Source organism: Dactylosporangium maewongense, from assembly GCF_039531485.1.
Classification (GTDB): Bacteria; Actinomycetota; Actinomycetes; order Mycobacteriales; family Micromonosporaceae; genus Dactylosporangium; species Dactylosporangium maewongense.
Genome location: NZ_BAAAQD010000002.1, coordinates 331,462 through 356,432 on the forward strand (window position 1 = coordinate 331,462; position 24,971 = coordinate 356,432).

Annotated in this window: 18 protein-coding genes and 2 tRNA genes; 8 read left to right on the top strand and 12 right to left on the bottom strand. The window is 69.8% G+C overall.

The features are described 5' to 3' along the window. Positions 1-9 precede the first annotated feature (9 nt). Together ABD332_RS08400 and ABD332_RS08405 are read right to left on the bottom strand one after the other, a co-directional pair. The gene (locus ABD332_RS08400) at positions 10-879 is read right to left on the bottom strand and encodes an MEDS domain-containing protein (protein ID WP_344501457.1); all 870 of its coding nucleotides are present in this window, start codon (positions 877-879) and stop codon (positions 10-12) included. A gap of 34 nt (positions 880-913) precedes the next feature. Next, the gene (locus ABD332_RS08405; protein WP_344501216.1) at positions 914-1,705 is read right to left on the bottom strand and encodes a hypothetical protein; all 792 of its coding nucleotides are present in this window, start codon (positions 1,703-1,705) and stop codon (positions 914-916) included. A 358-nt stretch (positions 1,706-2,063) separates the two neighbouring features. On the opposite strand from ABD332_RS08405, the gene ABD332_RS08410 reads away from it, so the two are divergent. Then, on the top strand, positions 2,064-3,617 hold the full coding sequence (locus tag ABD332_RS08410; RefSeq protein ID WP_344501217.1) for a peptide deformylase: 1,554 nt from the start codon (positions 2,064-2,066) through the stop codon (positions 3,615-3,617). Positions 3,618-3,669: 52 nt separating this feature from the next. Here the strand turns inward: ABD332_RS08410 and ABD332_RS08415 are convergent, their stop codons facing one another. Further along, a complete protein-coding gene (locus tag ABD332_RS08415) occupies positions 3,670-4,116 on the bottom strand; it encodes a pyridoxamine 5'-phosphate oxidase family protein (protein ID WP_344501218.1) in 447 nt (148 codons plus the stop codon). A gap of 245 nt (positions 4,117-4,361) precedes the next feature. Between ABD332_RS08415 and ABD332_RS08420 the strand changes: the two genes are divergently transcribed. From ABD332_RS08420 to ABD332_RS08430, 3 genes are read left to right on the top strand one after another with little or no spacing between them, the layout of a single operon-like run. Continuing rightward, positions 4,362-5,474 (top strand): globin domain-containing protein, encoded by a 1,113-nt coding sequence (locus tag ABD332_RS08420; protein WP_344501219.1) that lies wholly within the window; start codon positions 4,362-4,364, stop codon positions 5,472-5,474. Positions 5,475-5,531: 57 nt separating this feature from the next. After that, entirely contained in the window at positions 5,532-6,269 is a 738-nt protein-coding gene (locus ABD332_RS08425) for a CPBP family intramembrane glutamic endopeptidase (protein WP_344501220.1), read from the top strand. A 29-nt stretch (positions 6,270-6,298) separates the two neighbouring features. After that, positions 6,299-9,376: a S8 family peptidase gene (locus tag ABD332_RS08430; RefSeq protein ID WP_344501221.1), complete on the top strand. Its 3,078-nt coding sequence runs from the start codon at positions 6,299-6,301 to the stop codon at positions 9,374-9,376. Between the two features lie 3 nt (positions 9,377-9,379). Here ABD332_RS08430 and ABD332_RS08435 read toward each other — a convergent pair whose 3' ends face one another. Beyond that, a complete protein-coding gene (locus ABD332_RS08435; RefSeq protein WP_344501222.1) occupies positions 9,380-11,056 on the bottom strand; it encodes a hypothetical protein in 1,677 nt (558 codons plus the stop codon). Between the two features lie 182 nt (positions 11,057-11,238). On the opposite strand from ABD332_RS08435, the gene ABD332_RS08440 reads away from it, so the two are divergent. Both ABD332_RS08440 and ABD332_RS08445 read left to right on the top strand, forming a co-directional pair. After that, positions 11,239-11,329, top strand: a tRNA-Ser gene (locus ABD332_RS08440). 44 nt (positions 11,330-11,373) lie between these two features. Continuing rightward, positions 11,374-11,446: transfer RNA gene (locus tag ABD332_RS08445), tRNA-Arg, on the top strand. 431 nt (positions 11,447-11,877) lie between these two features. Here ABD332_RS08445 and ABD332_RS08450 read toward each other — a convergent pair. Genes ABD332_RS08450 through ABD332_RS08470 form a run of 5 tightly spaced genes read right to left on the bottom strand, consistent with a single transcriptional unit; the run spans position 11,878 to position 18,511 of the window. After that, complete coding sequence (locus ABD332_RS08450) at positions 11,878-13,206, bottom strand: hypothetical protein (protein WP_344501223.1); 1,329 nt, start codon at positions 13,204-13,206, stop codon at positions 11,878-11,880. Positions 13,207-13,219: 13 nt separating this feature from the next. Further along, on the bottom strand, positions 13,220-14,419 hold the full coding sequence (locus ABD332_RS08455) for an OmpA family protein (protein WP_344501224.1): 1,200 nt from the start codon (positions 14,417-14,419) through the stop codon (positions 13,220-13,222). Positions 14,420-14,454: 35 nt separating this feature from the next. Continuing rightward, on the bottom strand, positions 14,455-15,345 hold the full coding sequence (locus ABD332_RS08460; RefSeq protein ID WP_344501225.1) for a hypothetical protein: 891 nt from the start codon (positions 15,343-15,345) through the stop codon (positions 14,455-14,457). Further along, the gene (locus ABD332_RS08465; RefSeq protein ID WP_344501226.1) at positions 15,342-17,570 is read right to left on the bottom strand and encodes a hypothetical protein; all 2,229 of its coding nucleotides are present in this window, start codon (positions 17,568-17,570) and stop codon (positions 15,342-15,344) included. Before ABD332_RS08465 ends, ABD332_RS08460 begins: the two co-directional genes overlap by 4 nt. After that, entirely contained in the window at positions 17,567-18,511 is a 945-nt protein-coding gene (locus ABD332_RS08470; protein WP_344501227.1) for an AfsR/SARP family transcriptional regulator, read from the bottom strand. The genes ABD332_RS08465 and ABD332_RS08470 overlap by 4 nt, the downstream gene beginning before the upstream one ends. 118 nt (positions 18,512-18,629) lie before the next feature. Here ABD332_RS08470 and ABD332_RS08475 point away from each other — a divergent pair, with 118 nt between their 5' ends. Continuing rightward, complete coding sequence (locus ABD332_RS08475; RefSeq protein ID WP_344501228.1) at positions 18,630-18,830, top strand: DUF397 domain-containing protein; 201 nt, start codon at positions 18,630-18,632, stop codon at positions 18,828-18,830. Positions 18,831-18,892: 62 nt separating this feature from the next. Here the strand turns inward: ABD332_RS08475 and ABD332_RS08480 are convergent, their stop codons facing one another. After that, positions 18,893-19,771: a helix-turn-helix domain-containing protein gene (locus tag ABD332_RS08480; protein ID WP_344501229.1), complete on the bottom strand. Its 879-nt coding sequence runs from the start codon at positions 19,769-19,771 to the stop codon at positions 18,893-18,895. A 45-nt stretch (positions 19,772-19,816) separates the two neighbouring features. Between ABD332_RS08480 and ABD332_RS08485 the strand changes: the two genes are divergently transcribed. Then, on the top strand, positions 19,817-20,224 hold the full coding sequence (locus ABD332_RS08485) for a hypothetical protein (protein WP_344501230.1): 408 nt from the start codon (positions 19,817-19,819) through the stop codon (positions 20,222-20,224). Between the two features lie 501 nt (positions 20,225-20,725). On the opposite strand, the gene ABD332_RS08490 is transcribed toward ABD332_RS08485, so the two are convergent. Together ABD332_RS08490 and ABD332_RS08495 are read right to left on the bottom strand one after the other, a co-directional pair. Then, positions 20,726-22,819 carry a sigma-70 family RNA polymerase sigma factor gene (locus ABD332_RS08490; RefSeq protein WP_344501231.1) on the bottom strand — a complete coding sequence of 698 codons (2,094 nt, stop codon included), beginning with the start codon at positions 22,817-22,819 and terminating at the stop codon, positions 20,726-20,728. A gap of 175 nt (positions 22,820-22,994) precedes the next feature. Continuing rightward, on the bottom strand, positions 22,995-24,893 hold the full coding sequence (locus tag ABD332_RS08495; protein ID WP_344501232.1) for an adenylyl cyclase: 1,899 nt from the start codon (positions 24,891-24,893) through the stop codon (positions 22,995-22,997). Between the last annotated feature and the right edge of the window lie 78 nt (positions 24,894-24,971).

The following is a 24,971-nucleotide window of genomic DNA, read 5'->3' on the forward strand; positions in this document are numbered from 1 at the left end:
TCAGGCCCGTCACGACGCCCGCACCCCCGCGTCCCCGATGGTGAGGCCCGGAGTGGTGTCCCAGCCGACGATGCGCAGCACGTTGCGCAGGGTCGGCGCGAGGTGGCGCACCTCCAGCGCCCGGTCCGGTGGCAGCGCCTCGGCGGCGCGGACCAGGGCGCGGATGCCGGCGACGTCGATGAAGCGCAGCTCGGCGAGGTCGATCACGACGATCGGCTCGGGCCATCCCGCGGTGTGGGCGAGCGCCTCGGCGAACGGCCCGGCGGTCGAGTCGTCGACGGTGCCGATGACGCGCAGGCCGCGGGGTGCGAACGTGGGCACGATGCGGAGCCGGCGGTCGTCGTGCAGCGGGTCGATGGTCATCACCCCGAAGTGCCGGGCGACGAGACCGGAGAAGTCCGCCTTGTCGAAGAGGCGCTCGTCGTACTGGCAGACCGCCGCGACGCCGTCGGAGCCGGTGACGGTCGAGGCGACACCCGACTCGTACTCGTGCAGGCGGACGGTGTCGGGCAGGGCCCAGCTCATCTCGCCGGTGAGGCGCAGCCCCTGGAAGCCCGCGGCGCGGGCGTCCCGGATGGCGTCCCGGATGCCGTCGACGAGGACGCCGGGGTCGAAGCGGTCGTCGGCCGCCGGGCGGACCTCGAGCTGGCCGCGGGCGATCGCGAGGGCCCCGTCGACGCCGCGCGGGTCGAGCCACGCGTCGATGGCGCCCGGCGCGGTCCGGTCCGAGTAGTACAGGACGCGCTCACCACGGACGAGGCCGTCGGCGATGTAGGCGGACACCACCTCGCGCTGCTCCTGGTCGCTCGCGAACGGCAGGCACAGGTGGTCGCCCAGGCGGACGTGCCTGGTGTGTCTGGTCGAGACGCTGTCGTTGATGACATCAACTTACCCATCGACGCCGGAATTGATGTCAGGCGCGGATGCAGCAGCTCGAGCAGACCTTCGGGGTGGGCAGGGTGAAGGCGAGGCAGCAGGTGCGCCGCTTGATGTCGAGGCCGCCCTGATCGCGGGCGCTGAGGTCGACGAGGTCGTCGGCGCCGAGCGCGGCCAGCACGCGGTGGGCGGTGTCGAGGAGGACGTCCGGGGGCGCGACGTGGCCGCGGGAGATCGCGTAGGAGACCCCGGAGGCGACCGAGCCCCACAGCGTCCGCCGGCCCAGGCGGGCCTGCTTGCGCACCTCGTCGAGCATCGGGTCGAGGTGGGCGTCGACGAGCGAGCGCCGCATGACGCCCAGCAGCTCGTCCTCGTCGTCGACGATGAGCAGCCCCGGCGTGTCGGTGGCGACGATGGGGTCGGTGGCGAGGACCGCGGTGACGGGCCGGCGCAGCGCGAGGGTGAGGAAGGGCTGCCGGTCGGAGAACCGGACCAGGACGTGATCCGGCGTCATCAGCGGTACCCGCCGCGAACCGGTGAACCCGATCACAGCCGGCAGGGCCAGCCAGTACGAGTAGCACTTCCAGGCGAGGGCCGCGGCGGCGTGCGGCTGCGCGTCCCAGCGCCGGGCGGCGGCGTCGAGCCACTCCCGGACGCCCTCGGCGGTGAGCAGCTCGCCGGCGGCGCGCCAGCCGGGCGTGTGCGGCGGGACCAGCCCGGTGGACAGCCCTTGGAGTGATTCTTTTCCGTGCCGCAGGCCCATCCGCGCCAGCCCGGCGATCACCGGGGCCAGGGGATCGACGGCCGTCCGGCTGATGAGGGCGGTCACGTTGGGTCGCCGATGGTGCCGGGCGGGCAGGGGGACACACTGCGAGGACGCCGCGGCGCGGCGCTCGTCCTATGCGTGTGTGCGGTGCTCACCACCGTCGGATACCCCCAGACGTGCATGCCAAGCGCACACGATACCGCGATTAGGTAAGCCTAACCACTCCAACATTGTCCGTTATCCGATGTCACTTTGTGTAACTCTGCACAGACTGGCTGCTGATGCCCAAGCGTTGATCAACGCCGATGGGAAGGCGTTGTCAACCCTTTTGTCGGCAAATTGTCCGCTTGACCTGTTCGACAGCCGACCGCGGGGACACTGAATCGGGCAGGGGCCGTCTCCCTGCGGGGCTGGGACGGACATGACTTCGAGCGACTCTCCCGTGCAGCGGGCGTCAGAGGCGTTCGTCGCGGAGTTCGCGCGGTGGCGCATCGACCGCGGCATGTCCAAGAAGCAGCTGGCCGCCGCCATGGGGTTCGACGCCTCCTACGTGAGCCACGTCGAGGCCCGCCGCCACCGCCCCACCGAGGACTTCGCCCGGCGCGCCGAGGCGATCCTGCAGAGCGGCGGCGCCATCTGGCAGCGCTACAAGGAGTACGACGAGCTGCGCGCGACCGCCCGCAGCCGGGTCGGCCTCCCCGGCCGCGACCCGCCGGTGCCCGACCAGTGGCTGCCGCCCGGCACGGGACTGGTCGTCGAGCGGGAGACCGCCCGGCTGTCCTACGTCGACGGCAAATACCGGTGCACGGTCCGCCGTGCGCTGTACAACGCCGGCACCGAGCCGGTCACGCGCTACCTGGTGCGGATCTCCGTGGACCGCTACCCGGACGACCCGGCGCGCTCCAACCGCCATCACCGTGACCACCCCATGTCGTGGGACGAGCTGGCGATGGTCGCGTCGTGCGCCGGCGAGCCCATGGACTGGCGGTCCAAGACCGACCGGGACGCGCTCAAGGAGGCGTGGCTGCTGTTCGAGAACGCGCAGGGCCGCTTCCCCCTGTACCCGGGGCAGCGGACCACCATCGCGTACTCGTGGCACATCAGCGTCGAGAAGTGGGGCCACTGGTTCCAGCGCACCGTCCGCCTGCCCACCCGGCAGCTCACCATCGAGGTCGAGTTCCCGGCGCGGATGCGGCCGGTCGTCTGGGGCGTGCAGACGTCGCTGTCGGCGGAGGAGGTGCCGCTGCGCACCCCCATCACGCAGGAGCTGTCCGTCGACGGGCGGGCGGTCTTCTCGTGGCACACCGAGCAGGCGACCCTGCACGACCGCTACCGGCTGGAGTGGCGCTTCCGGGGCACCCGGCCGGAAGGGGCGGTCGAGCAGCCGGACGACTGGGAGGAGCCCCCTTTCGTGCAGCCGGCCTCGAGTGACGCCATGCGCGCGGCCGGTGTGATCCAACGCGGCGACGCCGGCCTCGACCGGCCGGTGCGGCGGCTGGACCTGCCCGGTGAGTCGGCGCGGGCCGAGGACGTCATCGAGCAGCTGTCCACGGCGCTGGACCGGATCGAGGCGCTGCACCCTTTCGTGAAGGGCGTGGGGCTCGCCGCCCCGCAGCTCGGTTCGGGGCTGGCGGTGGCGGTGATCCGCGCGGCCGACTCTGACACGGAGCAGATCGTGCTGATCAACCCGAGGGTCGTGGCGGAGTCGTCCGACGCCGACGAGCAGTTCGAGGGCTGCCTGTCGTTCTTCGACGTCCGCGGGCTGGTGCGGCGGCCGCTGCGGATCACCGTGGAGAGCGAGCTGCTCGACGGTTCGACGGTGACGACGGTGTACGAGCAGGCGCTGGCCCGCCTGGTCACGCACGAGATCGACCACCTGGACGGGCGGCTCTACGTGGACCGGATGGAGGACGACGCGCCGCTCGTGCCGACGACGGAGTACCGCCAGACGGGCAAGCCCTGGCATTACGCCTGAGTGCCCCGGAAGGGCCGGACGCCCGAGCCCGGGCGTCCGGAAGGGCGGGACGCTACAGCTCGCCCGCCGCGGAGATGTAGGCCGACTCGACGTAGACCGTGATCCAGCGCGCCGGGCGGCGGTCGGCGACCAGGTCCAGCGCGGGATCCAGGTGGAGCGAGTGGTACGCGCGCCGCATCGCGTCGTCGTCCAGCACCTTCGCCTTGCCGTTGACGTGCAGCCCGATCGCGCCGCGGGCGAAGTCCACGAAGAGCAGGCCGACCCGCGGGTCGCGCTCGATGTCGGTGATCGCCTCCGACAGGCCCTCGTCGCCGAACTCGGGCCACGCGATCCGGTTCTCCGAAAGGACCCGCACGAAGCCGGCGCCGCCGGTGACGAACGTGCAGTCGTGGCCGTCCTCCGGCTCGCCCGTCGCCACGAACAGCATCTCCTGGCGGCGGATGAAGAGCTGCATCCGGTCGTCGAGCTCATTGGACACGTCGCGCGAAAGATCGGACACGGTCGGCACGGTGCACCTCCATGGGCGGCTGGCTCTGTCACCAGCCAAACACCGGTGGTGTGCGACGGCCGGACAGTCAGTGCGATTGAGCCGAATGGCCGACCTGTCCAGTGCTTCGTACCGGCGCGTCGAGTGGAAAAGAATCGGTGAACACGGGACGTCGCACACTCAGTGCGATGCGTGTTCTTCCCTGGTGGCGACGCTGGCTGTCCTACGGCACCTACGTTTGACCGCGAAGGGCACCGATGAGCGATCTGTCGCGTTTACTGAAGGAGAGTTGGAGCCTCGTCGAGGAGCAGCAGGACAAGCTCGCCAGCTACTTCTACGCGCGTATGTTCCTGAACCAACCGCAGCTGAGGGACCTCTTCCCGGTCCAGATGGACGTGCAGCGCTCCAGGCTTCTCGGCGCGATCGTGACCGCCGTGCAGACCGTCGACGACCCCGACACGTTCGACGAGTACCTGCGCTCGCTCGGGCGTGACCACCGCAAGTTCCACGTGCGGCCCGAGCACTACGACGTCATCCGCGAGGCGCTGTTGGAGGGCCTGCGCACCTTCGCCGGTGACCAGTGGACCTACGAGTTCGACCAGGCCTGGCGGGACGCCTACGCGGTGATCGCCGAGAAGATGATCGCCGGCGCCGAGGCCGACTCCACGAACCCGCCCTACTGGCACGCCGAGGTGCTTTACCACGAGCGGCGCAACCAGGACATCGCCGTCATCACGTGCCGTCCGCTCCAGCCGCTGGAGTACCGCGCCGGCCAGTACATCAGCGTCGAATGCAAATACCAGCCGCGGCTGTGGCGCGTGTACTCCGCGGCGAACGCGCCGCGCAAGGACGGCTCCATCGACTTCCACGTCCGGGCCGTCGGCGCCGGCTGGGTGTCCTCCGCGCTGGTCCGGAAGGTCCAGCCGGGCGACATGATCCGGCTCGGCGCCCCGATGGGCTCGATGGTCCTGGACCGCCGCTCGACCCGCGACATCGTCTGCGTCGCCGGCGGCACCGGCTTCGCCCCGATCAAGGCGCTGATCGAGGAGATGACCCGGGCCAACCGGACCCGCTGGGTGCACGTGTTCGTCGGCGCCCGCAACCGCGACGACCTGTACGACCTGGCCTGCCTCAACCGGCTCGCCGCCCGCTACCCGTGGCTGTCGGTGGTGGCCGCGACCACCGACGACCCCGACTTCCCCGGGGAGCACGGCAGGATCTCCGACGTGGTCGCCCGCTACGGCCCGTGGAACGACCACGACTTCTTCGTCTCCGGCTCGCCGCAGATGGTGCGTTCGACCCTGCGCACCCTCGCGGAGATGCAGGTCCCCGCAATCCGGATCAAATACGACGCCTTCGGGGATTCGTAACATCGGGAGGGGCGCCGTTCGTGCGGGCGGCGCCCCTGCCGAACTAGAGTTTCGCGCGTGATCGACAAGCGTGCCGTCCGCGTCGAGGTCATCCTGCTGCTCGGCGTGTCGCTCGGCAGGTCCGCGATCCTCTCGATCCTGGCGATCATCGACCGGCTCACCTACGTGAAGCCGCTCTCCGAGCAGACCGCGACGCTCAACCCGTCGATCACCCCGGACCGCCCCTGGCTCGACCTGGCATACCAGCTGGTCTACACGGGTCTGGGCTTCGTCGCGCCGCTGCTCGCGGTGTACCTGCTGCGCCGCGACCACGAGGACTGGCGCCTCGGCGTGCGGCCGGGCTCCGACCTCGGCTACGGCGTGGGTCTCGCCGCCCTGATCGGCCTGCCGGGTCTCGCCCTCGTGTGGGCGGCGCGTGAGCTGGGGATCAGCGCGCAGATCGTGCCCGAGGCGCTCGGCACGCACTGGTGGTCGGTGCCGGTGCTGATCCTGGCCGCCCTGCAGAACGGCGTCCTCGAAGAGATCGTCATGATCGCCTACCTGCTGACCCGCCTGCGCGACCTGGGGTGGAACCCCTGGGTGGCGATCGTGACCAGCGCGGCGATCCGCGGGTCGTACCACCTCTACCAGGGCTTCGGCGGGTTCATCGGCAACTTCGTCATGGGGCTGGTCTTCGGCTGGTTCTACCGGCGGACGAACCGGGTCATGCCGCTCATCGTGGCGCACACGATCCTCGACATCGTGTCGTTCGTGGGGTACGCCCTGCTCAAGGATCATTTGCGGTTCCTGAGATAGGGCAAATTGCCACAATTAGTCTGGCTTGTGTGGGCCGAATCCTTCTCGTCATCACCCTCGTCGCGTCATCCGTCTTCGCGCTGCCGGTGGCGGTCTCCGGCAAGGCGGCGAGCTCGGCGCTCTACATCGTGCAGCTGGAGGGCGACCCGGCCGGGCGCCAGGAGAGCGCCCGCGGCGCGATCCGGGCCGGCCGCGCGGACGTCCTGCGCCGCGCCGGGATCCGCAGGACGGTCACGGTGTACGAGTCGGCCTTCAACGGTTTCGCCGCCGCGCTCACCCCCGAGCAGAAGGCCCGCGTGGAGCGGACCCCCGGCGTGCGCCACGTCTGGCCCAACGAGCGGCGCACCGTCGACACGATCTCCACCACCGGCTTCCTCGGCCTGGACGGCCCCGCCGGGGCGTGGGCCAAGCACTTCGGCGACCCGTCCCGCGCCGGCGAGGGCATGATCATCGGCGTCATCGACACGGGCTTCTGGCCGGAGAGCCCCAGCCTCGCCCCGCTCCCCGAGCCCCGCCCCGATCAGGCCGTCATCGACAAGAAGTGGGCCAGGGGCGGCACCGACAAGTGCGACGAGGGCACCGGCACCGCCCAGCAGAGGATCACCTGCAACAACAAGGTCATCGGTGCCCGCTTCTACGACGGCGGCGGCTTCGGCGGCTGGGAGTCGGAGTTCCACTCCCCGCGCGACTACGACGGCCACGGCACCCACACCGCGACCACCGCCGCCGGCCTGCCCGACGTCCCCGCCACCATCAACGGCGACCCCGTCGGCACCATCTCCGGCATGGCGCCCGCCGCCCGCATCGCCGTCTACAAGGCCCTGTGGCGGCAGTCCGACGGCGAGGGCTCCGGCGGCACCGTCGACCTGCTCGACGCGGTCGACGACGCGGTCAGCGACGGCGTCGACGTCATCAACTACTCCGTCTCCGGCTCCGAGTCGCTCATCGTCGACCCGGTCGAGCTCGCCTTCTACAACGCGGCCGCGGCCGGCGTCTTCGTCGCCACGTCCGCCGGCAACAGCGGCCCCGACGAGTCCACCGTCGCGCACAACGCGCCCTGGGTGACCACCGTCGCCGCCAGCTCCCACGACCGCGGCGCCGACAAGTCCGTGACCCTCGGCGACGGCAAGACCTACACCGGCGCCGGCCAGGGCCCCGCCGTGCCGTCCGCGCCGCTCGTCGACTCCGTGAAGGCCGGCCTCAAGACCGCCGACGCGGAGAAGGTCGAGCTCTGCGACCCCGGCACCCTCGACCCGGCACTGGTCAAGGGCAAGATCGTGCTCTGCAAGCGGGGCGTCAACCCGCGCACCGACAAGAGCATCGCCGTCCGCGACGCCGGCGGGGTCGGCATGGTCCTCTACAACCCGAGCGAGAACTCGCTCAACGCCGACTACCACGTCATCCCCACCGTCCACGTCGACCACGTCGCCGGGGCGGCGATCAAGGCGTACCTGGCGACCCCGAACCCGACCGCCTCCCTCTCGGCCGTGTCGATGGTGGTGCCGCGGGCGCCCGCCATGGCCGCCTTCTCCTCCGCCGGCCCGGCCCTCGCCGGCGGCGGCGACCTGATCAAGCCCGACATCACCGCACCGGGCGTCGACATCGTCGCCGGCGTGTCCCCGGCCGGCCATCACGGCAACCTGTTCGACGGCGAGTCCGGCACCTCGATGTCCAGCCCGCACATCGCCGGCATCGCCGCCCTGATCCGCGCCGAACACCCGGGCTGGTCGCCGTCGGCCGTCCAGTCGGCGCTCATGACCACCGCCGGCGTCCACGACAACACCGACGGCATGATCCAGCGGGCCGGGAAGATCGCGAGCCCGCTCGACTACGGCTCCGGCCACGTCCGCCCTTCGCAGGCCTTCGACCCCGGCCTGGTCTACGAGTCGGGCCCGCAGGACTGGGCCCGGTACGGGTGCGCCATCGGCCAGCTGCAGCTCGTCAGCGACTGGTGCCCGACCGTCGGCAGCGCCGACCCCAGCGACCTCAACTACCCGTCGATCGCGGTCGCCTCGCTGGCCGGGACGCAGACCGTCGTCCGCACCGTCACCAACGTCTCCACCCAGCCGAGCGTCTACGTCGCCTCCGTCACCACGCCGCAGGGGCTCGCCGTCACCGTCACGCCGAGCACCCTGACCGTCGCACCCGGCGAGTCCGCCACCTTCAAGGTCACCATCCGGCGCACCGACGCCGCGTACCGCGTCTGGACCTTCGGCTCCCTCACCTGGACCGACCTGCGCGGCCACACCGTGCGCAGCCCCATCGGCGCCCGGCCCGTCGCGCTCGCCGGCCCGGGCGAGGTCACCGGCTCCGGCGCCGCCGGCACCGCCGCGATCGAGCTCACCGCCGGGTACAGCGGCAACGTCACCACCAAGCTCTTCAGCCTCACCGCGTCGGCCGTCCACCAGCAGAACCTCGTCGGCAGCACGGCCGCCTTCGTGCCCACGGCGCCCGCCACCGGCCCGGCCGTCTTCAAGTTCACCGTCACCGTGCCGCCCGGCGCCGAGTTCGGCCGCCTGGCCACGTTCTCCGCCGACCACGTCCCCGGCACCGACGTCGACCTCTACCTCTATCAGGACGGGCAGCTCGTGGACCGCAGCGACGGCACCACCGCCGACGAGGAGATCCCGCTCACGTCCATGGGGGTGTTCGAGGTGTACGTGGTGCGCTTCGCCGCGCCACCCGACGCCGACAGCCGGCCGGTCGTGGCGCACACGTTCCTCGTCGGTGGCGACCCGGCCGGCAACCTCACGGTCACACCGCCGGTGGCCGCGGTCCAGCCCGGCCGGCCGGTGACCTTCACCGCCGCCTGGCACGACCTCGACCCCGCGAAGCGCTACCTGGGCATGGTCGAGTTCGGCGACGGCACCGCGGCCCGGGCCTGGACCACGATCGCGGTCGGCCCGGACGCCTTGCCGCCCGCTCCGGCGCCTGGCGCGTCGCCTGGTGTGTCGCCGTCGGGTTCCAGGGCCGCCCGGCCGTCGCCGTCGGCTTCGGTTTCCAGGCCGGCGCGGCCGTCGCCGTCCGTTTCGGTTTCCGGGCCTGTTCGGCCGCCGTCCGCGTCGCGGTCTGCTTCGGGGGTGTCGCCGTGGGTCACCCCGCGGTGACGCCTACCGCCCGTCGGGGGTGGGGACCGGCTTGCGCCGGTAGTAGCGGGTGGCGCGCATGGCGATCGCCTCGGTCGACCTGACCGCGGCGACCGCCCCGATCACCGGCCCGATCCCGGGCACCGCGTGCCGGGCGATCCTGACCCCGGCGGCCTGCAGCAGCCCGCCGCCGAGCGTCCGGCCGAGCGGGCCCGCCAGCCTGGCGACCCCCACCCCGGGCCCGGCCCGCCGCGACCGCTGCGCCTGCTCCGCGGCCATGATGGCGGCCTCGGCGGTGGCGACCTCCGCGTACACCCGCTGCAGGACGAGCAGCTCGGCCGCCCGCGCCCGGTCGAGCGGATCGTGCCCGTGCGCGGCGGCCAGGTGCAGGACGAGCTTGGCGTGCAGCCAGTTGACCCCGGCCGCCTCGACCACCAGCCCCAGCGACCCGGCCGCCCCCGCCGCGATCCCCAGCCTCCTGGCCCGCCGCACGAACTCCCGCGTCACCGCCCGCCCGATCGCGTCACCGTCGACGCCGGGGTAGTTCGCCGCATACCAGGCGGCCCGCTCCCGCGCCGCCTCCCCGAGCCGCGCGACCGCGGCGAGGGCGAGCAGCTCCGGCAGGTACGCGGGATTGATCCCCCGCCCGCCCGGCTCCGTCTCCCTTGTGGTCTCCGGGACCCCGAGGTCGGTCGGATCGGCCTCGACCACCTCCACCCGCCTCTCGACGAGCGTCACCTCGTCCACCACCGGCGCCGCCTCGGCTGCTTCGGCTTGCTCGGCTGCTTCGGTTTCCCTGGGTGCCTCGGCTGCCTTGGGTGCGTCGGTTGCCTCGGGTGCAGCGGGTGCCTCGGGTGCTGGCTCGGGTGCTGCGGGCGCCTCGGGCGATTTGGGTGCCGGGAAGAGGACCTCTTGGGTCGAGGTCGCCTTCACCGCCGCCTTCTTCACGGCAGCCTTCTTGACGGGAGCCTTCTTCACGGGCGTGGTCTCCGGCGTCGGCTCGATCGCCGCCTTGGACTCGACCTCCACTTTGGGCGCTGCCTTCTTCGCCGGTGCCTTCTTGGCCACGGCCTTCTTGGCCGCCTTCTTCGCCGGTGCCGCTGCCTCCGGGGGCGTCACCTGGGCAGGCTCGGTGGCGGGCACCAGCTGCTCGGACGTCCGCGCCGCAGGCACCGTCTTCGCCGCGACCTTCGCGGGTGCCGCCTTCTTGGCGGTGGCCTTCGCGGGCGCGGTCTTCGCCGGTGTGGCCTTCGTCACTGGTGGCGGCGGCTCGGGAGGGCTCGCCTGCTTGACCGTCGGGGGAGCGGCGGCCGGCCTCGGCTGCTTCGTGGGCCCGGTCACGGGCGTGGGAGAAGCCGCCGGTCTCGGCTGCGGCCCGGCGGCCGGCGGGGGAGCGGCCGCCGGCCTCGGCTGCTGCGCAGGTCCGGCCACCGGTGGCGGGGCGAACGGGGTCACCGGCTTCGCCGCCGGGCGCGCCACGCGGGGCTGCGGGGCCGTCTGTCGCGGCGCCTCCACAACGGGCGGCGGCGGGGCGCCGAACGGCGTGGTCGCCGGACGCGGGGAAGCCGCCGCCGGCGGGGTCTCCGGGACGGACTCCTGCGGCGGCGGCTCGAACCGCAGGGAGGTGTCGCCGAGAACCTGTGGGCGGCGGGGTGGCTCGTTGGAAGTCGGAGGCTCGGTGGACTTCGGTTCCTCTCCCATTCGCAAGAGCGTAATGCGCCAACGCCGATGGCACCCGCCGTGCGACCAGGCAAACGTCCTCCGGTGGACGATGTGACGCAAACCACGCAGCCCGGTCCGACGCGCCGGGGGGTCACCCGCTTTGCCCGGTCCTTCACCGGCCCTGTATCCTCGGACGGCGGCTCCTGGCGACAGGGGTTGTTGGAGGCTTCGCCTAGTTCGGTCTATGGCGCCGCACTGCTAATGCGGTTTGGGTCTTAAAGCCCATCCCGGGTTCGAATCCCGGAGCCTCCGCGCAAAACCGGTAAAACCTGGTGTGTACACTAGGCAGGCACCAAGCGCCCGTAGCTCAACGGATAGAGCATCTGACTACGGATCAGAAGGTTAGGGGTTCGAGTCCCTTCGGGCGCGCTTGATCGACAGGGCCTGAGCTGCAGAGATGCGGTTCGGGCCCTTCATCGTTCCGTCCCCTGTGGACGGTGGGCGCCGCACGGGTGTCATCGCCTTCCGTGACGCTTCGCGCCGCCATGAGCTTCACCTGCGGCGCCTGCGCGGGCGAGACGCCGGCTGTCCCGAGGGTGTCTGCTTTCGCCAGTTGGGCGGTTCTTCGCAGCCTTCTCCTTGATCCGCTCGCGGTGTGCCGGGCGGCGGCCAGGACCAGGGCGACAGTGGCGTCGGCGCAGCGCCGGTGGGTGAGCGGTAGCAGCTGGGCTGCGGCGGGAACATGTGCGCGACACCGACGCGGTGGCGATCGCCCCGCTGGTAGGGCGAAGGTGAACGCCAACGCGTCGGCGTCGGGCCCGATCGTGAGAGACGCTGGCGCCGGGCGGCACCGGGCTTCGTCACCCGGACGGGGTGGCCTCCCGGGATGCCGGAGAACCGGCGGCGAGTTGCTCGGCGTACCGGTCGCCGAGGGCGCGCAACTCCGTCCGCAGGTCATCGGGGTCCCGTTCGTCGATGAGCCGGCAGATCTCGATGAGCGGGCCGAACTCCAGCGCCGGCTGGGACACTCCGGTGAATTCCTGCGTGATGCCCGGCCGATCGCCGTCGGTCGGCCAAGGTGCTGCGGTGACATTGCCGGTCATCTGATGCAGCGACCGTACGCGGAGGATGAAGCTTTCCCAGGCCGACAGCATCTTGATCCGGAGCAGTCCTTGCAGGTCGTCGCGCAGCGTTCGAAGGTCGCTCCAGGCGGAGTCGTAGGCGTCGATCAGCAGGTCGGCCCGCCGTGACCTCAACGAGTACGTCAGCCGCAACCGCCACAGCTTTCGCCGGGCACTCGCGACGTCGTCGGCGACGGGGTCGTCGGCGAGGATCTTCACGGCCATCGTGCCCACCGCCAGCAGCACGATGAGCGCCACCACGGCGCCGAGAGGATACTTGTCCGGGGGCGTCGGGTATTCCGCCCGCAGTGCTGACCACCAGGCGATGACCGCGAGCAGGAATGCCACGAAGCCGACCGGGAGCAGCCACCATGCCAGTCGCAGGAGTCCCCGGTGCACGGCGCCCAGTCCGCGCCGCAGCCGGGCGATCCATGAGGCGTTCTGCAGCGGCTCCGGACGTAGGAATGCTGCCGAACGCCATGCGTGCAGCGGGCGGAGCAGCATCTCGGCGGAGGCCGCGATCACCACTGCAAGCACAAGCCCAGGCAACACAGCGACAGCCGTCTCGATGATCATCGTCAGCCGGTGCTGACCGCCGTCGGTGGCGTCGCCGGTCTGTGAGGTGAGATACCGGAAAACCTGGCTGAAGTACCAGACGTCGAACAGGCCGATGCCGAGGACCACCGGCCAGCGCAGCCAGCGCAGCCACGCCGGCCGCCGCCGGCCTTCTGTCGCTGCCCGGTCCAGCGCTCGCTCAAGGTCAGCCGCCGCTCGGCCGACCTGTTGCTCGCCGATCGAGACACGCATCCGGTTGAGGTGCCGGCGGGCGCGGCCGTACTTCGTCACAGCGGCATGGCGGCGCTCGATGAGCCGAGGGTCTGACCGCACGGTCTCGTACCCGTTGCGTACCGCCCCGAGCAGTGCCCGCATCTCCGGGGCATTGACCTCGTCGGCGTCGCGTGGGCCGTGCTCTCGCTCACGCGCGATCAATTCGCGCATTCCGCAGACACAGCCGGACGAGCACTGTCCGAACGGCTCGGGCACCGCGAGAGGGGAAACGTCGCTCATCAATGCTCCGAACTCAGGAATAGACGATGATTTCGACACGGCGGTTGCAGGCCATGCCCGCCCGGTCGGGCTGACCGTTGGTGAACTCGGGGCACGCCGGCCGCGTCGACGCATAGCCCTTCGGCTCGATGTTGTGGAACGACCGGGAGAGCAACTCGCCGGCGACCGTGTCGGCCCGCTGCCTGGACAGGGTCCGGTTGTGCTCGGGTGTCCCGGTGGAGTCGGTGTGGCCGGCGACCTCGATGCGGCTGTATTTCAGCGCCCCGAGGAGTTTGAACACCTCGTCCAGCGCGTCCTGCGACCGTCCGGTGGCCAAGGTGTAGGAGTCGGTGTCGAACAGGAGCGATGCCGGCACCGTCAGGACGGTCGGGTTGCCGGGTGTGTTGATGATCTTCGGCATGGTCACGTCCTCGTCGGAGAGGAGTGCGGCGTTGTCGTCGGCAACGCTGTCCGGCTTGGCCGACTGCGGCTCGGAGCAGTTCGCGCCGGTGGCGTCGCACAGTGCCTTCCACAGGGTGACGAGCCAGGTCCGTTGCGGTGTCTTGATGTCCGACCAGCCCTCCGCGGCGTTGCCGATGCCGAGGAAGTGCACGGTGAAGTCCTTGCCGAGCTTGGGCAGCTCCGGTTCGCAGGCGGACACCATCGCGGGTATGGCGCTCAGGTCGCCGATGTCCGCACCCCGCAGATCCGCGCATCCGGTGTTGCTCAGCCCGTCGGTCGCGATGTACAGCGACTTGGCGCCGGGTCGGTCCTTCACGTAGACAGCGCCCTCGGCCAGGGCACGCAGAACGTCCGTCTGCGGCTTGGTCGGTGGCGATTTGATGGCATCGGCCATGTCGCCGATCAGGCAGCTGCGGGCGTCGTCCAGGTCGTTCTGGGTGCGCGCCGCGTCGTTGCTCCGGCCGGGCGTCACCTTCTGGAACTTCCAGTCGACCGCTCCGCCGAACAGGCCCATCGCCACCAGATCCGTCCCGTTCGTGGGCACATGCGCGCCCAGTTTGGCCAGCCAGTCCTGGCGGTGATCCGAGTTCGGCCGGGTGAAGCTCGACGCGGACTTGTCGGCGAGCAACACGGTGGATCCGGAGATCTTCACACCGTCGGCGGGCGCCTTCAGGATGGTCCCGCATCGTTCTGCGCTGGGCCGTTTGGCGGCGTCCTGGGCGGTGCTGCCTTCGCCGAGCAGGTCCTTCTTGGAGCAGGCACCGCCGACCACGGCGATGGTCAGCAGGATCGCAATCTTCCGTCGCATCAGGAGGTCGCCTTCGAGTCGAAATTCGAGTTGCTGCCCGCAGGAGGGGAGGCGATGCCGAGAATCTCGTAGGTCTTGCTCAAGGCGCTGTCGGTGGCGAGCGCGAACTCCAACAGATCCATCCGATCGGCTCCGGCGGCGACCGCGGCGACCGCGTCCACCAGCTTCGCGGCTTCGTCCTTGCGGTCATCGCGCAACTTGAACAGCAGTGGAGCGACCTGCGCCGGTTGCTGGGCCATGGCCATCGCGTACGGCGTGACCCACTGGGGCAGCCCGTCATTGATGAATTTGCTCCACACCTCGCGGAGTTCGCCGAGGCGATGAGCGGACTGCTCGCTCTGCTCATATCTCGATTCGAACTTCACCTGCTCCGCCAGGGCGAGCCTCTGCAGCTCTCGTACCTCTGCCGGCATGTCGACCCGGACCCGCGCGCTGCAGCTGAGATACACGCCGTCCTCGTCGGGCACGCCGGCCAACGCCGCTTCCACCGCCTGCTGGATCGCACGGGAAACGGGTGGCTCGGCCGCACCGGGCCGGAACGGAGGGAAGTCGCGGGCGATCGGGCGCGCCGATGTCATGAGTTCGGCGGTGAGGTCGGGCAGTCGCGCGTCGAGTTTGGCGTCGAGCCGAGCGGGGGCGGCCACACCGGTGGCGCAGAAGCAGAGATCGACAGTGATGGAGAAGTCGTACGAGTCGCCTTTCGCGGGCGTCGTGAACGTCACGCTTCTGACGCGGTTGACGGTCTGCGTCGCCGGGAGGTCAATCGGGGGGACCCCCGTCGATGTGTTGGGCGGCTCGCCGATCAGATTGCGCAGAACTCGGCCAATCCAGCGCCTCACCCGGCCGCGCCGGGGCCTGGAGGGGTCGATGTGCGATGACACGCCGGTCATGGCGTCTCCTCCTGATTGGGGGACAGCGATGAGGAACGGGCAACCTGCCGCTTTGCTTTGCGAAAAGCCCAGATGCGTTGGTGGAAATCGAGGTTGTCGGCCAGGGCTGAGCTACTGGCTCGGATATCGGCGAGGAGCTTTTCGGTCAGTGCGGCGGACTCCGCGGCGGCCGGGTCTCCGCGGAGCTCGTCAGCTTGATCACACCAGCGCCGCAGCGCTTCCCAGGGCGCCTCGTCCCGCTGCCCGGCGTCCAGAGCGTTGCGCCACAGGGCCAGCACCGCGTCGTAGAGGTCGTCCTGGACACTGGTCAGCTCGATGAGCAGCGGCCACCGGCTGGCACCTTCTTTGCGGGCCAGCTCGAGCAGTGACCTCGCCGCCGCCTTCCGCCAGCGCCAGTGGGGCAGCCCGGCCCACCTGGCGAGGGCCTGGATGACCTTCTCCTGGGCACCCGCGGCGAAGACGTCCAGCAGCGCCCGCTGGACGATATTGGCCAGCTCACGCTCCACGTGATCGATGGAGGCGTCGCGCCGGCCGTCCCACCGGCGAACCCGGCCGCCGACGATCTCCTCCATCCGGGCCAGCGCCTCGTCCGGATCCTTCGCCCCGAGAAATGTCCCGTAGGCGGCCATCGCGGCCGCCAGGAGCCGGACGTTGTTGCTGTGTGCCCAGCCTTGCACCAGACCCCGGACACGTCGCGCGAACCGGCCCTCCGCAGCGACCGCCAACGCTTCCAGCGCGACCGCGGCCGACTGCCGGGTGCGAAATCCACCGTTGAGCGCCCAGACGTGAATGACCTCACGGACCACGACGTCGAAGTCGTAGCACGCGAGCTGCGCGGCGGCTTGCGCGGCCTTGACCCTGACCCGCTTGATCGGATGCGCACCGAGCCCGCACAACCAGTCGAGCAGTACGTCACGCTCGCCAACGTGATCCTGCCAGATGACTTCCAGCAGGGGGATGGCCAGCCTCGGATGTGCCAGCCGGAAGATCTGCCCGGCGCCACTGTCAGCCTGGTCTCCTACCAGATCGACGCAGGCCGACCAGTATCTCGGCCCGTTGAACCAGTCGACCTTCGGCACTTCCGTCTGGATGCCGTTCGGGACGTGCAGTTCGGCCAGCCGCTTCGCTTCACGCACCACGGTTCCCGCGGACAGGTCGTACATCACCGCCGTGGCCACCAGCAGGATGCGGTGCCACAGTTCGCCCTCGTTGAGCTCCTGTTGCGCCAGGCTGAGTTTGGCCGTGGGCTCGCCTTTCAGCAGTTCCTGGTCCGGCAGACCGCTGGCCATGTCTGCCAGAACGTCCGCGGCGAGCATTGCGGCGTCCCGTGGGACCCTGCAGCGCTGCAGCGCCATGCGTACATCTGGAAGCGCACATAACGCGTCGACACGGGACGGCGGTCGGCTTGCGAGGTGCTTCTTGAAGATCGCGTCCAGCGGCGGTGGCGTGTAGGGCACCAACCAATCCGCTTTGAGTGCGGCAGATCCCTTGGGTTCGTTGACGCTTACGAGGATCAGCACGCTGTGCCGCTGCTCAAGGTCGGCGCCGATGGACCCGAACCAGGCGATGTCGGGTGCCGCGACGCTCTCCGGCAGCACGAGGATGAACGCCTTGCCCTCGGGCAGCGCCGATCCGTCGATACTCGAGATGTCGTCGGTCGCGAGGATGTGCACATTGCCCCGCGCGGTCTGACCCACGCGTTCCAGGTGACGGGCCGCCGTTGCGATCGCGGCCGTGGTGCGGCCGGAACCGGACGGCCCGACCAGGCACTGCACGGGTGAGACACGCAGAGCGTCGAGCAGCCGCTGCGCGCAGGAGGGCTGGACGTATGCGGTGACCAGCTTGCTGAGCACATGCCCTGGCACCTCGCCGGAGCGGGGAACCACGGAGTTCTCGCCACCGAAGATGCTGATCTGTTCCGCCTGGAACAGTCGTGCCCGGTCACCGGTCATCATGCTCAGATTGCGAATGCCGTGTTGCCGGTCGGCCTGCGCAGCTCGGTCGTCGGTGCTGTCCTCATCCGGCTCGGGGTCGGCGTCCTCCAGCTTGTTCGGTGCGGAATCCGCCTCCGTGGATCCGTCGGGCTGAGCCTTTTCAGCGCTCTCTTCGGACGAGCCGAACTGCGTGGCAAATGAGGTGGAGTCACCCTCGCTGAGGTCGACGTCCGGTGTGGATACGACGTCCTCGGGCTCCGGCGACTCGGCCTCGTCCGGAGCCTCGCTCACGTGTTATCAGACCCTTCGTTGTATGTAATGTGTTGCGCGACGAAGGACCTGGCGTGTTCACCCGTCTGGTAGACGTTCGTGCCGGTGAAACTTGGCGCGGCCTGGGCGGCCGCGTCGCCGGTTGCTGCGTGAGCGACGGTTTCCGCACCTTCGAGATTCAGTGTCTCGTCGTCCTTCTTGATTTGCCGATGCATTTCCTTGGTCTCCTCGTCCGGGCTGCTTCCGTGCTTTTCGGAGAGCACGTCCTCAAGCTTTACGTACACCATGATCGCTTCCTTCTTCTGGCCTGATCGGAAATGAGCGAGCATGCGCAGGCGGGCCAGTTCCTGGTCGTCGGAGCCGTAATCGTCGGCAGCGAGCAACGCCAACTCGGGGAGTAGTCGCCGGTGTTGCCCACAGCGCATCTCTGCGTCCAGGCAGAGCATGAGCGTCGCCCGGTAGTCCAGCTGCATGGCACGGATTCGGCCTTGTAACTGGCGTTCTTCACGCTCCAGCGGCGTGCCGCCGAGCAGGCCGGCGGGACTGCCCCATTCGGCCAGCGCCAAGCGGCCGAGTCGGGCCGCCTCGTCTGCACGGCGATCGATCAAAGCCACTTCGGCGCGGGCCCGCAAGGCCCGGAAACGGTGGTAGTCGACCTGATGAGCCGCGACCTTGAGTTCGTAGCCGATGTTGTGTGAGGTGGCGAGGACCGCTGCGCCGTCCACGCCCGCCTTGGTGAACGCGGCGCGGATTCGGTTGACGTAGTTGTAGACCAGTTCCGCCGGGTTCTCGGGAACTTCTTCCTCCGGCCATAGCCGCTCAATGATCTGCGGCTTCTCGACGAGCCGCCGCTCGATTGCCAGGTTCGCGAGCAGTAGTCGCTGTTTACGGTCGCCGAGATTCACCTCGGAGTCGTTGACGAACAGCTTTATCTTGCCGAGCACTCTGACATCGACATGCATACAGAACGCCTCCAGATCTCATGTGGAGAGTCGCGGAGAAGAGTTACAGATTTCCCCAGGAGATTCGACCTCGGCGACAGGCGCCATCACAGAAAGAGCGCAAGAAAGAGGTCGAAAAATGTTCGATGAGCAGGCATCAACGCCGCAGTTCCGGACCGCCTGCGAGGGCGCGGGCACCTGTGTGGAGGTTGCGACGCTGGCCAACCAGGTCCTGGTGCGTGACTCGAAGGACCCGAACGGGGCCGTGCTGGCATTCACGGTGAGCGAGTGGAGCGATTTCGTCGCCGGCGTGAAGCGCGGCGTGTTCGACATCGCGTGATCAGGATGGGTGCCGGGGCGGCCCCCTCAGTCCGCCCCGGCTCCCGGCCTGCGGGTTCCCGTTCACTGAACCGCCTGCATCTCCGCGATCAGGTCGTGCAGCAGGCGACGCGCATCGTCCCCATACACGGCGCGGCGACTCAGCGATGCCCAACGGCGTCGATACGCGTCGACATCCGGCTCATGCCGGACCTGGAGATTGCCATGGATCATCTCGACGTTGACGAGATCGTCGAGCTCGTCGTCAGTCGACTCGTAAACGGTGAACGCGTGTGAGTAGGGCACCACCGCTTGGGTCGCGTATGGCAGCAAGCCGATGGTGAGGTTGCTCAGCGTGCTCAGCGTGCTGATCCGGTCCAGCTGTGCGGCGAGCAGCATCGGCGGCCCCGGCCGCCAGCGCAGCGCGCCCTCGGTGATGAGGAACAGGAAAGTCCGTGTGTCGTCGAAGAGCAGCAACTGCCGGTCGAGCCGGGCGGCGATGACTTCGGCAAGATCGTCAGGTCCGTACGGCACCTCCTCGAACGACTCGAAGACACGCCGGGCGTAATCGGCCGTCTGCAGGAGACCGGGGACGACCGAAGGTTGGAACGTCAGGATTCTGGCCGCCCCTCGCTCCGTCTCCTCGATCTCGCCCTGGATGTGGCCCTGGGCGGACAGCTCGCTTCGCCATCGTTGGATGCTGCCGTGGGCGGCGTCGGTGAGTGCGAGGAGCAGTTCGCTCAGGTCGTCCGGCGCACCAACCGCATCCACCCAGGCCTGGACCTCAGGCATTGACGGGACGGAAACGCCGGCTTCGATGCGGGAGATCTTCGATTGGCTCATCCCGATTTTCCTGCCGAGGTCACGACCCGACAGGCCAGACCGGGTGCGGGCATGCTTCAGCTCCTCGGCGAGGCGCCGTCGGCGCTCGTCCAGGGACCAGGCGGAACCACGCTCTGTCACCAATTCTCCAAAGATCGAACGACGGGGCCTCGCCAGCATCCCTTGATGCGCGGCGATTCGTCGATCATGAATCAAGCAGGAGGTCGATTCACAGTGAACCATTTTGATGCAAGCTGTCAAGAGGGCTTCTCGCCGCCGACGATGATCACGTGGCGAGTGTCGGGCGCCAGGTCCGGGCCGTTCGGCCCCGTTCCGCCCGGCGGCGAGGTCATGATCCAGGCCGGTGAGGTGTTCGGGCGCGAGATTCTCGTCATTCAGGCGCGCAACGCACACGTGACGACGCACCCGGTGTGTGGCCTCGCGGATCATGAAAACGCCACCCCGCGCGCCGAGGTGGAGACCCCGGCGCCACGCCGTGGCGGACGGGTAGCTGTGGTCACCGCGCTCATCGGCGCCGTCGGGGTGATCGTCGCCGCATTGGTGGCGGGGGTGTTCACCGTCTGGCACGGCTGATGGTGCGCCGCCGGCCTTGGCGAGGGGTGACCCCGCGCAAAGGCCGGCGGCCCGCGTCACCTTGACTTCGCTACATAGGCGTGGATGCACTTCCTCAGCTTCACTGAACATCACGAAAGTAAGGTTCGGCCGTTCCGGCGCAAGCGATGGGCGTCACGACAGCAATACCGGGCCGAACCCGGTTGATCGGCCGCCGTCCGTAGTCCGTCCGAGTCCACTCGTTGACCACTCGCCGACGAAGTATTCGGCTGGTCCTCCTGGCAGTGCAGCAACATGGACTTGACATCGGTGTGCGTCGTCGATTGACGGAGGTCGGCACCTGATGGTCGAGCTTCACCGCTGAATCCGACGGATACGCACTGAACTTGGATAGCCGGACTCCCGGCCTAATGAGAGCATTCACAGCACGATTGGTCGGGAGCACACTCGTGCCGATATCAGATGCATTGCGTTCGGTAGATCCGCGTACCGCATCGCCGGGGCGTCTCCGTGTGTGCGGGGTCAGTCGCCGCCGGACATGGAGGCGCCCATGCCGTTGCCGGTGGTCAGGAACGAGGTCGGGGGCAGGGAGCCGTCGAGCGGGCGAGGGGACTGGGCGGTGACCGGGTCCGTGGTGCGGAACATCGACCTCGTCCAGGTGCCCTCGTCCCAGGTGTTGCGGCTGGACTGCACGGCGGCGTTGGCGCGGACCGCGGTCTCGTTGTCGATCGACACGGAGCTGCGCAGGGTCGCCGGGGCGTCGGTCACGGCGAAGCCGGTGGCGCCGTTGCGGAAGGCGGTGTTGTTGGTGAGCTGCAGGGCCGCGCGGTTGCCGCTGTCGGTGAAGCCGTGATGGACGTTGTCCCAGGCGGCGTTGTGCCGCAGCCGGTGCGCGGCCGCGGCGGGCGGGCTGCCGCCACCGAGCGTGAAGCCGTTGCCGTTGCTCTGCCAGTCGCGCACGCCCCAGCGGTTGACGCCGTTGCCGAAGGCCCAGTTGTACTCCAGCGTCACCGGGCTGCGGAAGTCGCCGAGGTCGAAGCCGTCGTCGGCGTTGTCGAAGGCGCGGCAGCCACGGATGAGGTTGCCGTCGCCGTCGCCGAACTTCACGCCCAGTCCGATGCCGGTCTGGCCCTGGTCGGCGGGGTTGCGGTTGCGGTAGAAGTCGCTGTCCAGGACCTGGTTGCCGACGGTGCCGTCGTCGCGCAGGGTGAGGCCCGACTCCACGTTGTCGTGGACGGACAGGCGGCGGAAGACGTCGTGCTTGCAGGAGAGGCAGACGTACGCGTGGCTGCGGGAGCCCTTGATCTCCAGGCCCTGCACGGTCCAGTGGTCCGCCCGCTGGGTGATCGCCCACTTGTCGGCGGGGATGCGCGAGGCGTCGATCACGGGTGCCTCGTCGCGGTAGTTGGTGAGCGTGATCCGCTGCTCGGCGGTGCCGCTGGTCGTGATGGTGACCGGGTCGGCGGGCCGGTAGGTGCCGCCCCGCAGCGTGATGGTCTGGCCGGGCCGCACCAGCGCGACCGCCGCCGAGAGCGTCGCCAGGGGCCGGTCGATCGAGCCGTCCCCGGTGTCCGCGCCGGTCGGTGACACGAAGATCTCGCCGGTGGTCCGGGCCGGCGGGGCCGCGGAAGAGGCGGCCGGCGGCGCCGGGGAGGCGGCCGAGGGGGCGGCGGGTGCCTGCGGCGCGGACACGGCCGGCGCCTCGCGCCCATCCGGCGTCTCGTACACCGCGTACGCGAAGCCGCCGCCCGCCACCACGGCCACGGTCGCGACCGCGGCCGCCTTGTGCTGGAACAGCTGCTGCAGGGAGCCGAGCAGGGACGTGCCGGGCAGCGCCGCCTTCGTGAACACGGCCGGCACGGCGACCGCGCCGATCCCGTGCAGCAGCCGCTCCGGCGGGATGAGCCCGTGCCGGTGGCCGCCGCAGCCGGTGCACTCGCGGACGTGCCGGGACAGCCGCTTGCGCCACAGCGGCCGGGCCACCCCGTTCCAGCCGTCGACGACGGTCGCGAGGCCCCCGCAGCGCGGGCTCGCCGCGAGGGCCCGGACGATCGCGCGGGCCGTCTCGAGCTGCGCCTTCATGCGTTGCAGGCGGACGGCGGCGTGCGGCTGGCCGATGCCGAGCGCGGCCGCGAGCTCGGTGCGGGTCAGGTCGCCGGCCGCCTCGTGCCACCACAGCGCGAGCAGGTGCCGGTCGCCGTCGTCGAGCCAGCGGGTCGCCTCGACCAGCTCGCGGCGCTGCCCGGTGAGCACCAGCTCGGTGACGGTGCGCTCGGCGAAGTCACCGGCCGGGTCGGGCACCTCGGTGAGCGCCTCCGGCCGGCGCGGGAACCCCAGCCGGCGGGCCTTGCGCAGATGGAGCTGGATCTCGCGGTACGCGATGGCGACGACCCACGAGCGGAACCGCTCCGGCTCGCGCAGGCCGCGCAGGTTGCGCACGACCCGCTCCATCGTCTCCTGCACGAGGTCGTCGACGTCGGCGTGGCCGTTCAGGGCGCGGCCGATCACGTTGTACACCAGCGGCAGGTGCGCGGCGGTCAGCTCCTCCAGCGCCGCCCGGTCGCCGGCCTGGGCCGCCGCGACGAGCTCGGCCGTCTCGACGATGGTCTCGGCCACCGGGCCTCCCGCCTGCGATGTTAGCGCTCCCAACCGCCGCCGCATGGTTCCATGCCGTTCGGCGGGGTGTAAAGGGAGCGCCGTCGCGGCCAGCGGCGACGGGCGTAACTTTCAGAAAACACAGCGGTGGGCCCATCGCTGATCGCGATGAGCCCACCGTTGGTGGTGCCGGGTGTTACGCGACGGGGTAGTCCGCCAGGTAGATCGGCACGCCGATCATGCTGGTGTCGGCCGCGTTGCCCACGCCGTTGACGACGTGGTTGATGACGCCGGCGCTCAGGTTGACCGTCATGATGTGGTGCAGCTTGACGCCCGGGGTGTTCGGGGCCTCGAAGCCGTTCTCGGTCTGGATCGACGGGTTGTTCTGGTTGAAGACGTACACGCCCGCGCCGTACAGGTTGTGGGTCTTCACCTTGTTGTTGACCTTGTAACCGGCGTAGCCCTTGACGCTGCCGTTCATCCAGTCGGCCTGCGTCGGCGGGTCGTACGGCAGCTCGTTCTGGTACAGGATCGTGGTGCCGCGCTCGCCGTTCCAGACGGTGTTGTACTTCTGGAAGTGCTCGACGAAGAGGCCCGTCGCGGTCACGTTGTCGCCGTTGATGATGGCGCCGTAGCGGCCGGTGTTGGTGACCCAGCGCTGGTTGTCGCCGTTGACGCCGCCGGTGAAGCCCTCGACGCCGTGGTCGCCGCGCCACACCCAGGTGTGGTCGATGAGCACGTTGTCGCTGTTGACCTCGAGCGCGGTGTCGGTCTTGCCGATGTGCGGACCGCCGACGCGGAAGTACACGTCGGACAGCGTGGTCGGGTTCTTCGGGTCGCTGAAGCCCCAGCCGTGCTCCTTGCCGACGCGCAGCAGGACCTTCGACTCCTTGAGGCCGGCGTCGATGGTGACGCCCGCGACGATGATGCCCGGGACGTCGGCGACGTCGAGCGGGGTGGCGCCGTTGACCGCGGTCAGCGTCGCGTGCCCGATGCCGAGGACCACCTGGTTGGGCCAGCGGACCTCGATGCTGCGGGCGATGTCGTACATGCCGGGGGTGAGCAGCAGGTTCTTACCGGCGAGCAGCGCCAGGTTGATCTTGGCGACCGAGTCGCCCGGCTTGGCGACGTAGAAGTCCGACAGCGGGATGGTGCGGCCGGCGGTCTGGCCGTTCGCCCACGAGATGCCGCTGGTGTTCTTCTGCGCCGACGGGACGCGGACCTGGTACTTGCCCTTGGCGTCGACGAAGAGGTACGGCTTCTCCCGGCTGATCGGGGTCTGCGCGATGGTGGTGTACGGCGGGTTCGGGAACGCCGAGTCGTCCGGGGCGCCGACGACGCCCGAGAAGACCTGGTTCCAGACGCCGTTGGACCAGTTGTCGACCTGGCTGTTGCGGGTCAGCCACTGCTGCTGCGAGCCGTTGACGATCGTCCCGGCCTTCGAGTCGGCGATGAAGCCGCCGCTGGCGTACTGCGGGCCGGCGGTGCAGTAGTCCATCAGCGACAGGTTGCCGCCCGTGACGTTGAGGCGCCGCAGCGAGACGGCCTGCGACACGGCCCAGAAGTTGGCCGAGCCGCGGCAGCCGTCCTGGCCCTTGCCGTTGACGTTGATCGACAGGTTGGACAGCGTGCGCCAGAAGTTGACCAGCGCGAGGCAGTTGCTGGTGCCGCCGTTCTCGAGGCAGCGGTTGTACACCTCGACCTTGCCGTTGATGACGACGTCGCCCGGGTTGGCGCCCAGGCCGGCGATCTCGGTGTAGTAGCCGACCTTGAACTGCAGCGGCTGGTCTGCCGTGCCGTACGTGCCGGGCTTGAAGTAGTAGGCGTACCGGGCGGTGCCCATCTCGTTGTCGACCTGCTTGGCGTAGGTCGCGTCCAGCTTCGCCTGGATCTCGCTGACCGGCGTGCTCGGGTCGAACACGGTGACGTTGGGGCCCAGGTCCTGCGACCCGCCGTTCAACCCGGGCGGGGTCGCGCCGGCCGCTGTCCCCATCGAGGCGGTGGCGGTCGTCAGCGCCAGGCTGAGCACGAACGCCCTGCCGACGTTGCGACGGCTCGACCACCGCCTCACGGAATGCTCGGACTGGATCGTCATACGGGTGCGTCCTCTCGATCGTGCGGGCGGGTGAGGTACACGGTGGATGGGGTGTGGGAGGAGCCGGCGGCGCATCGG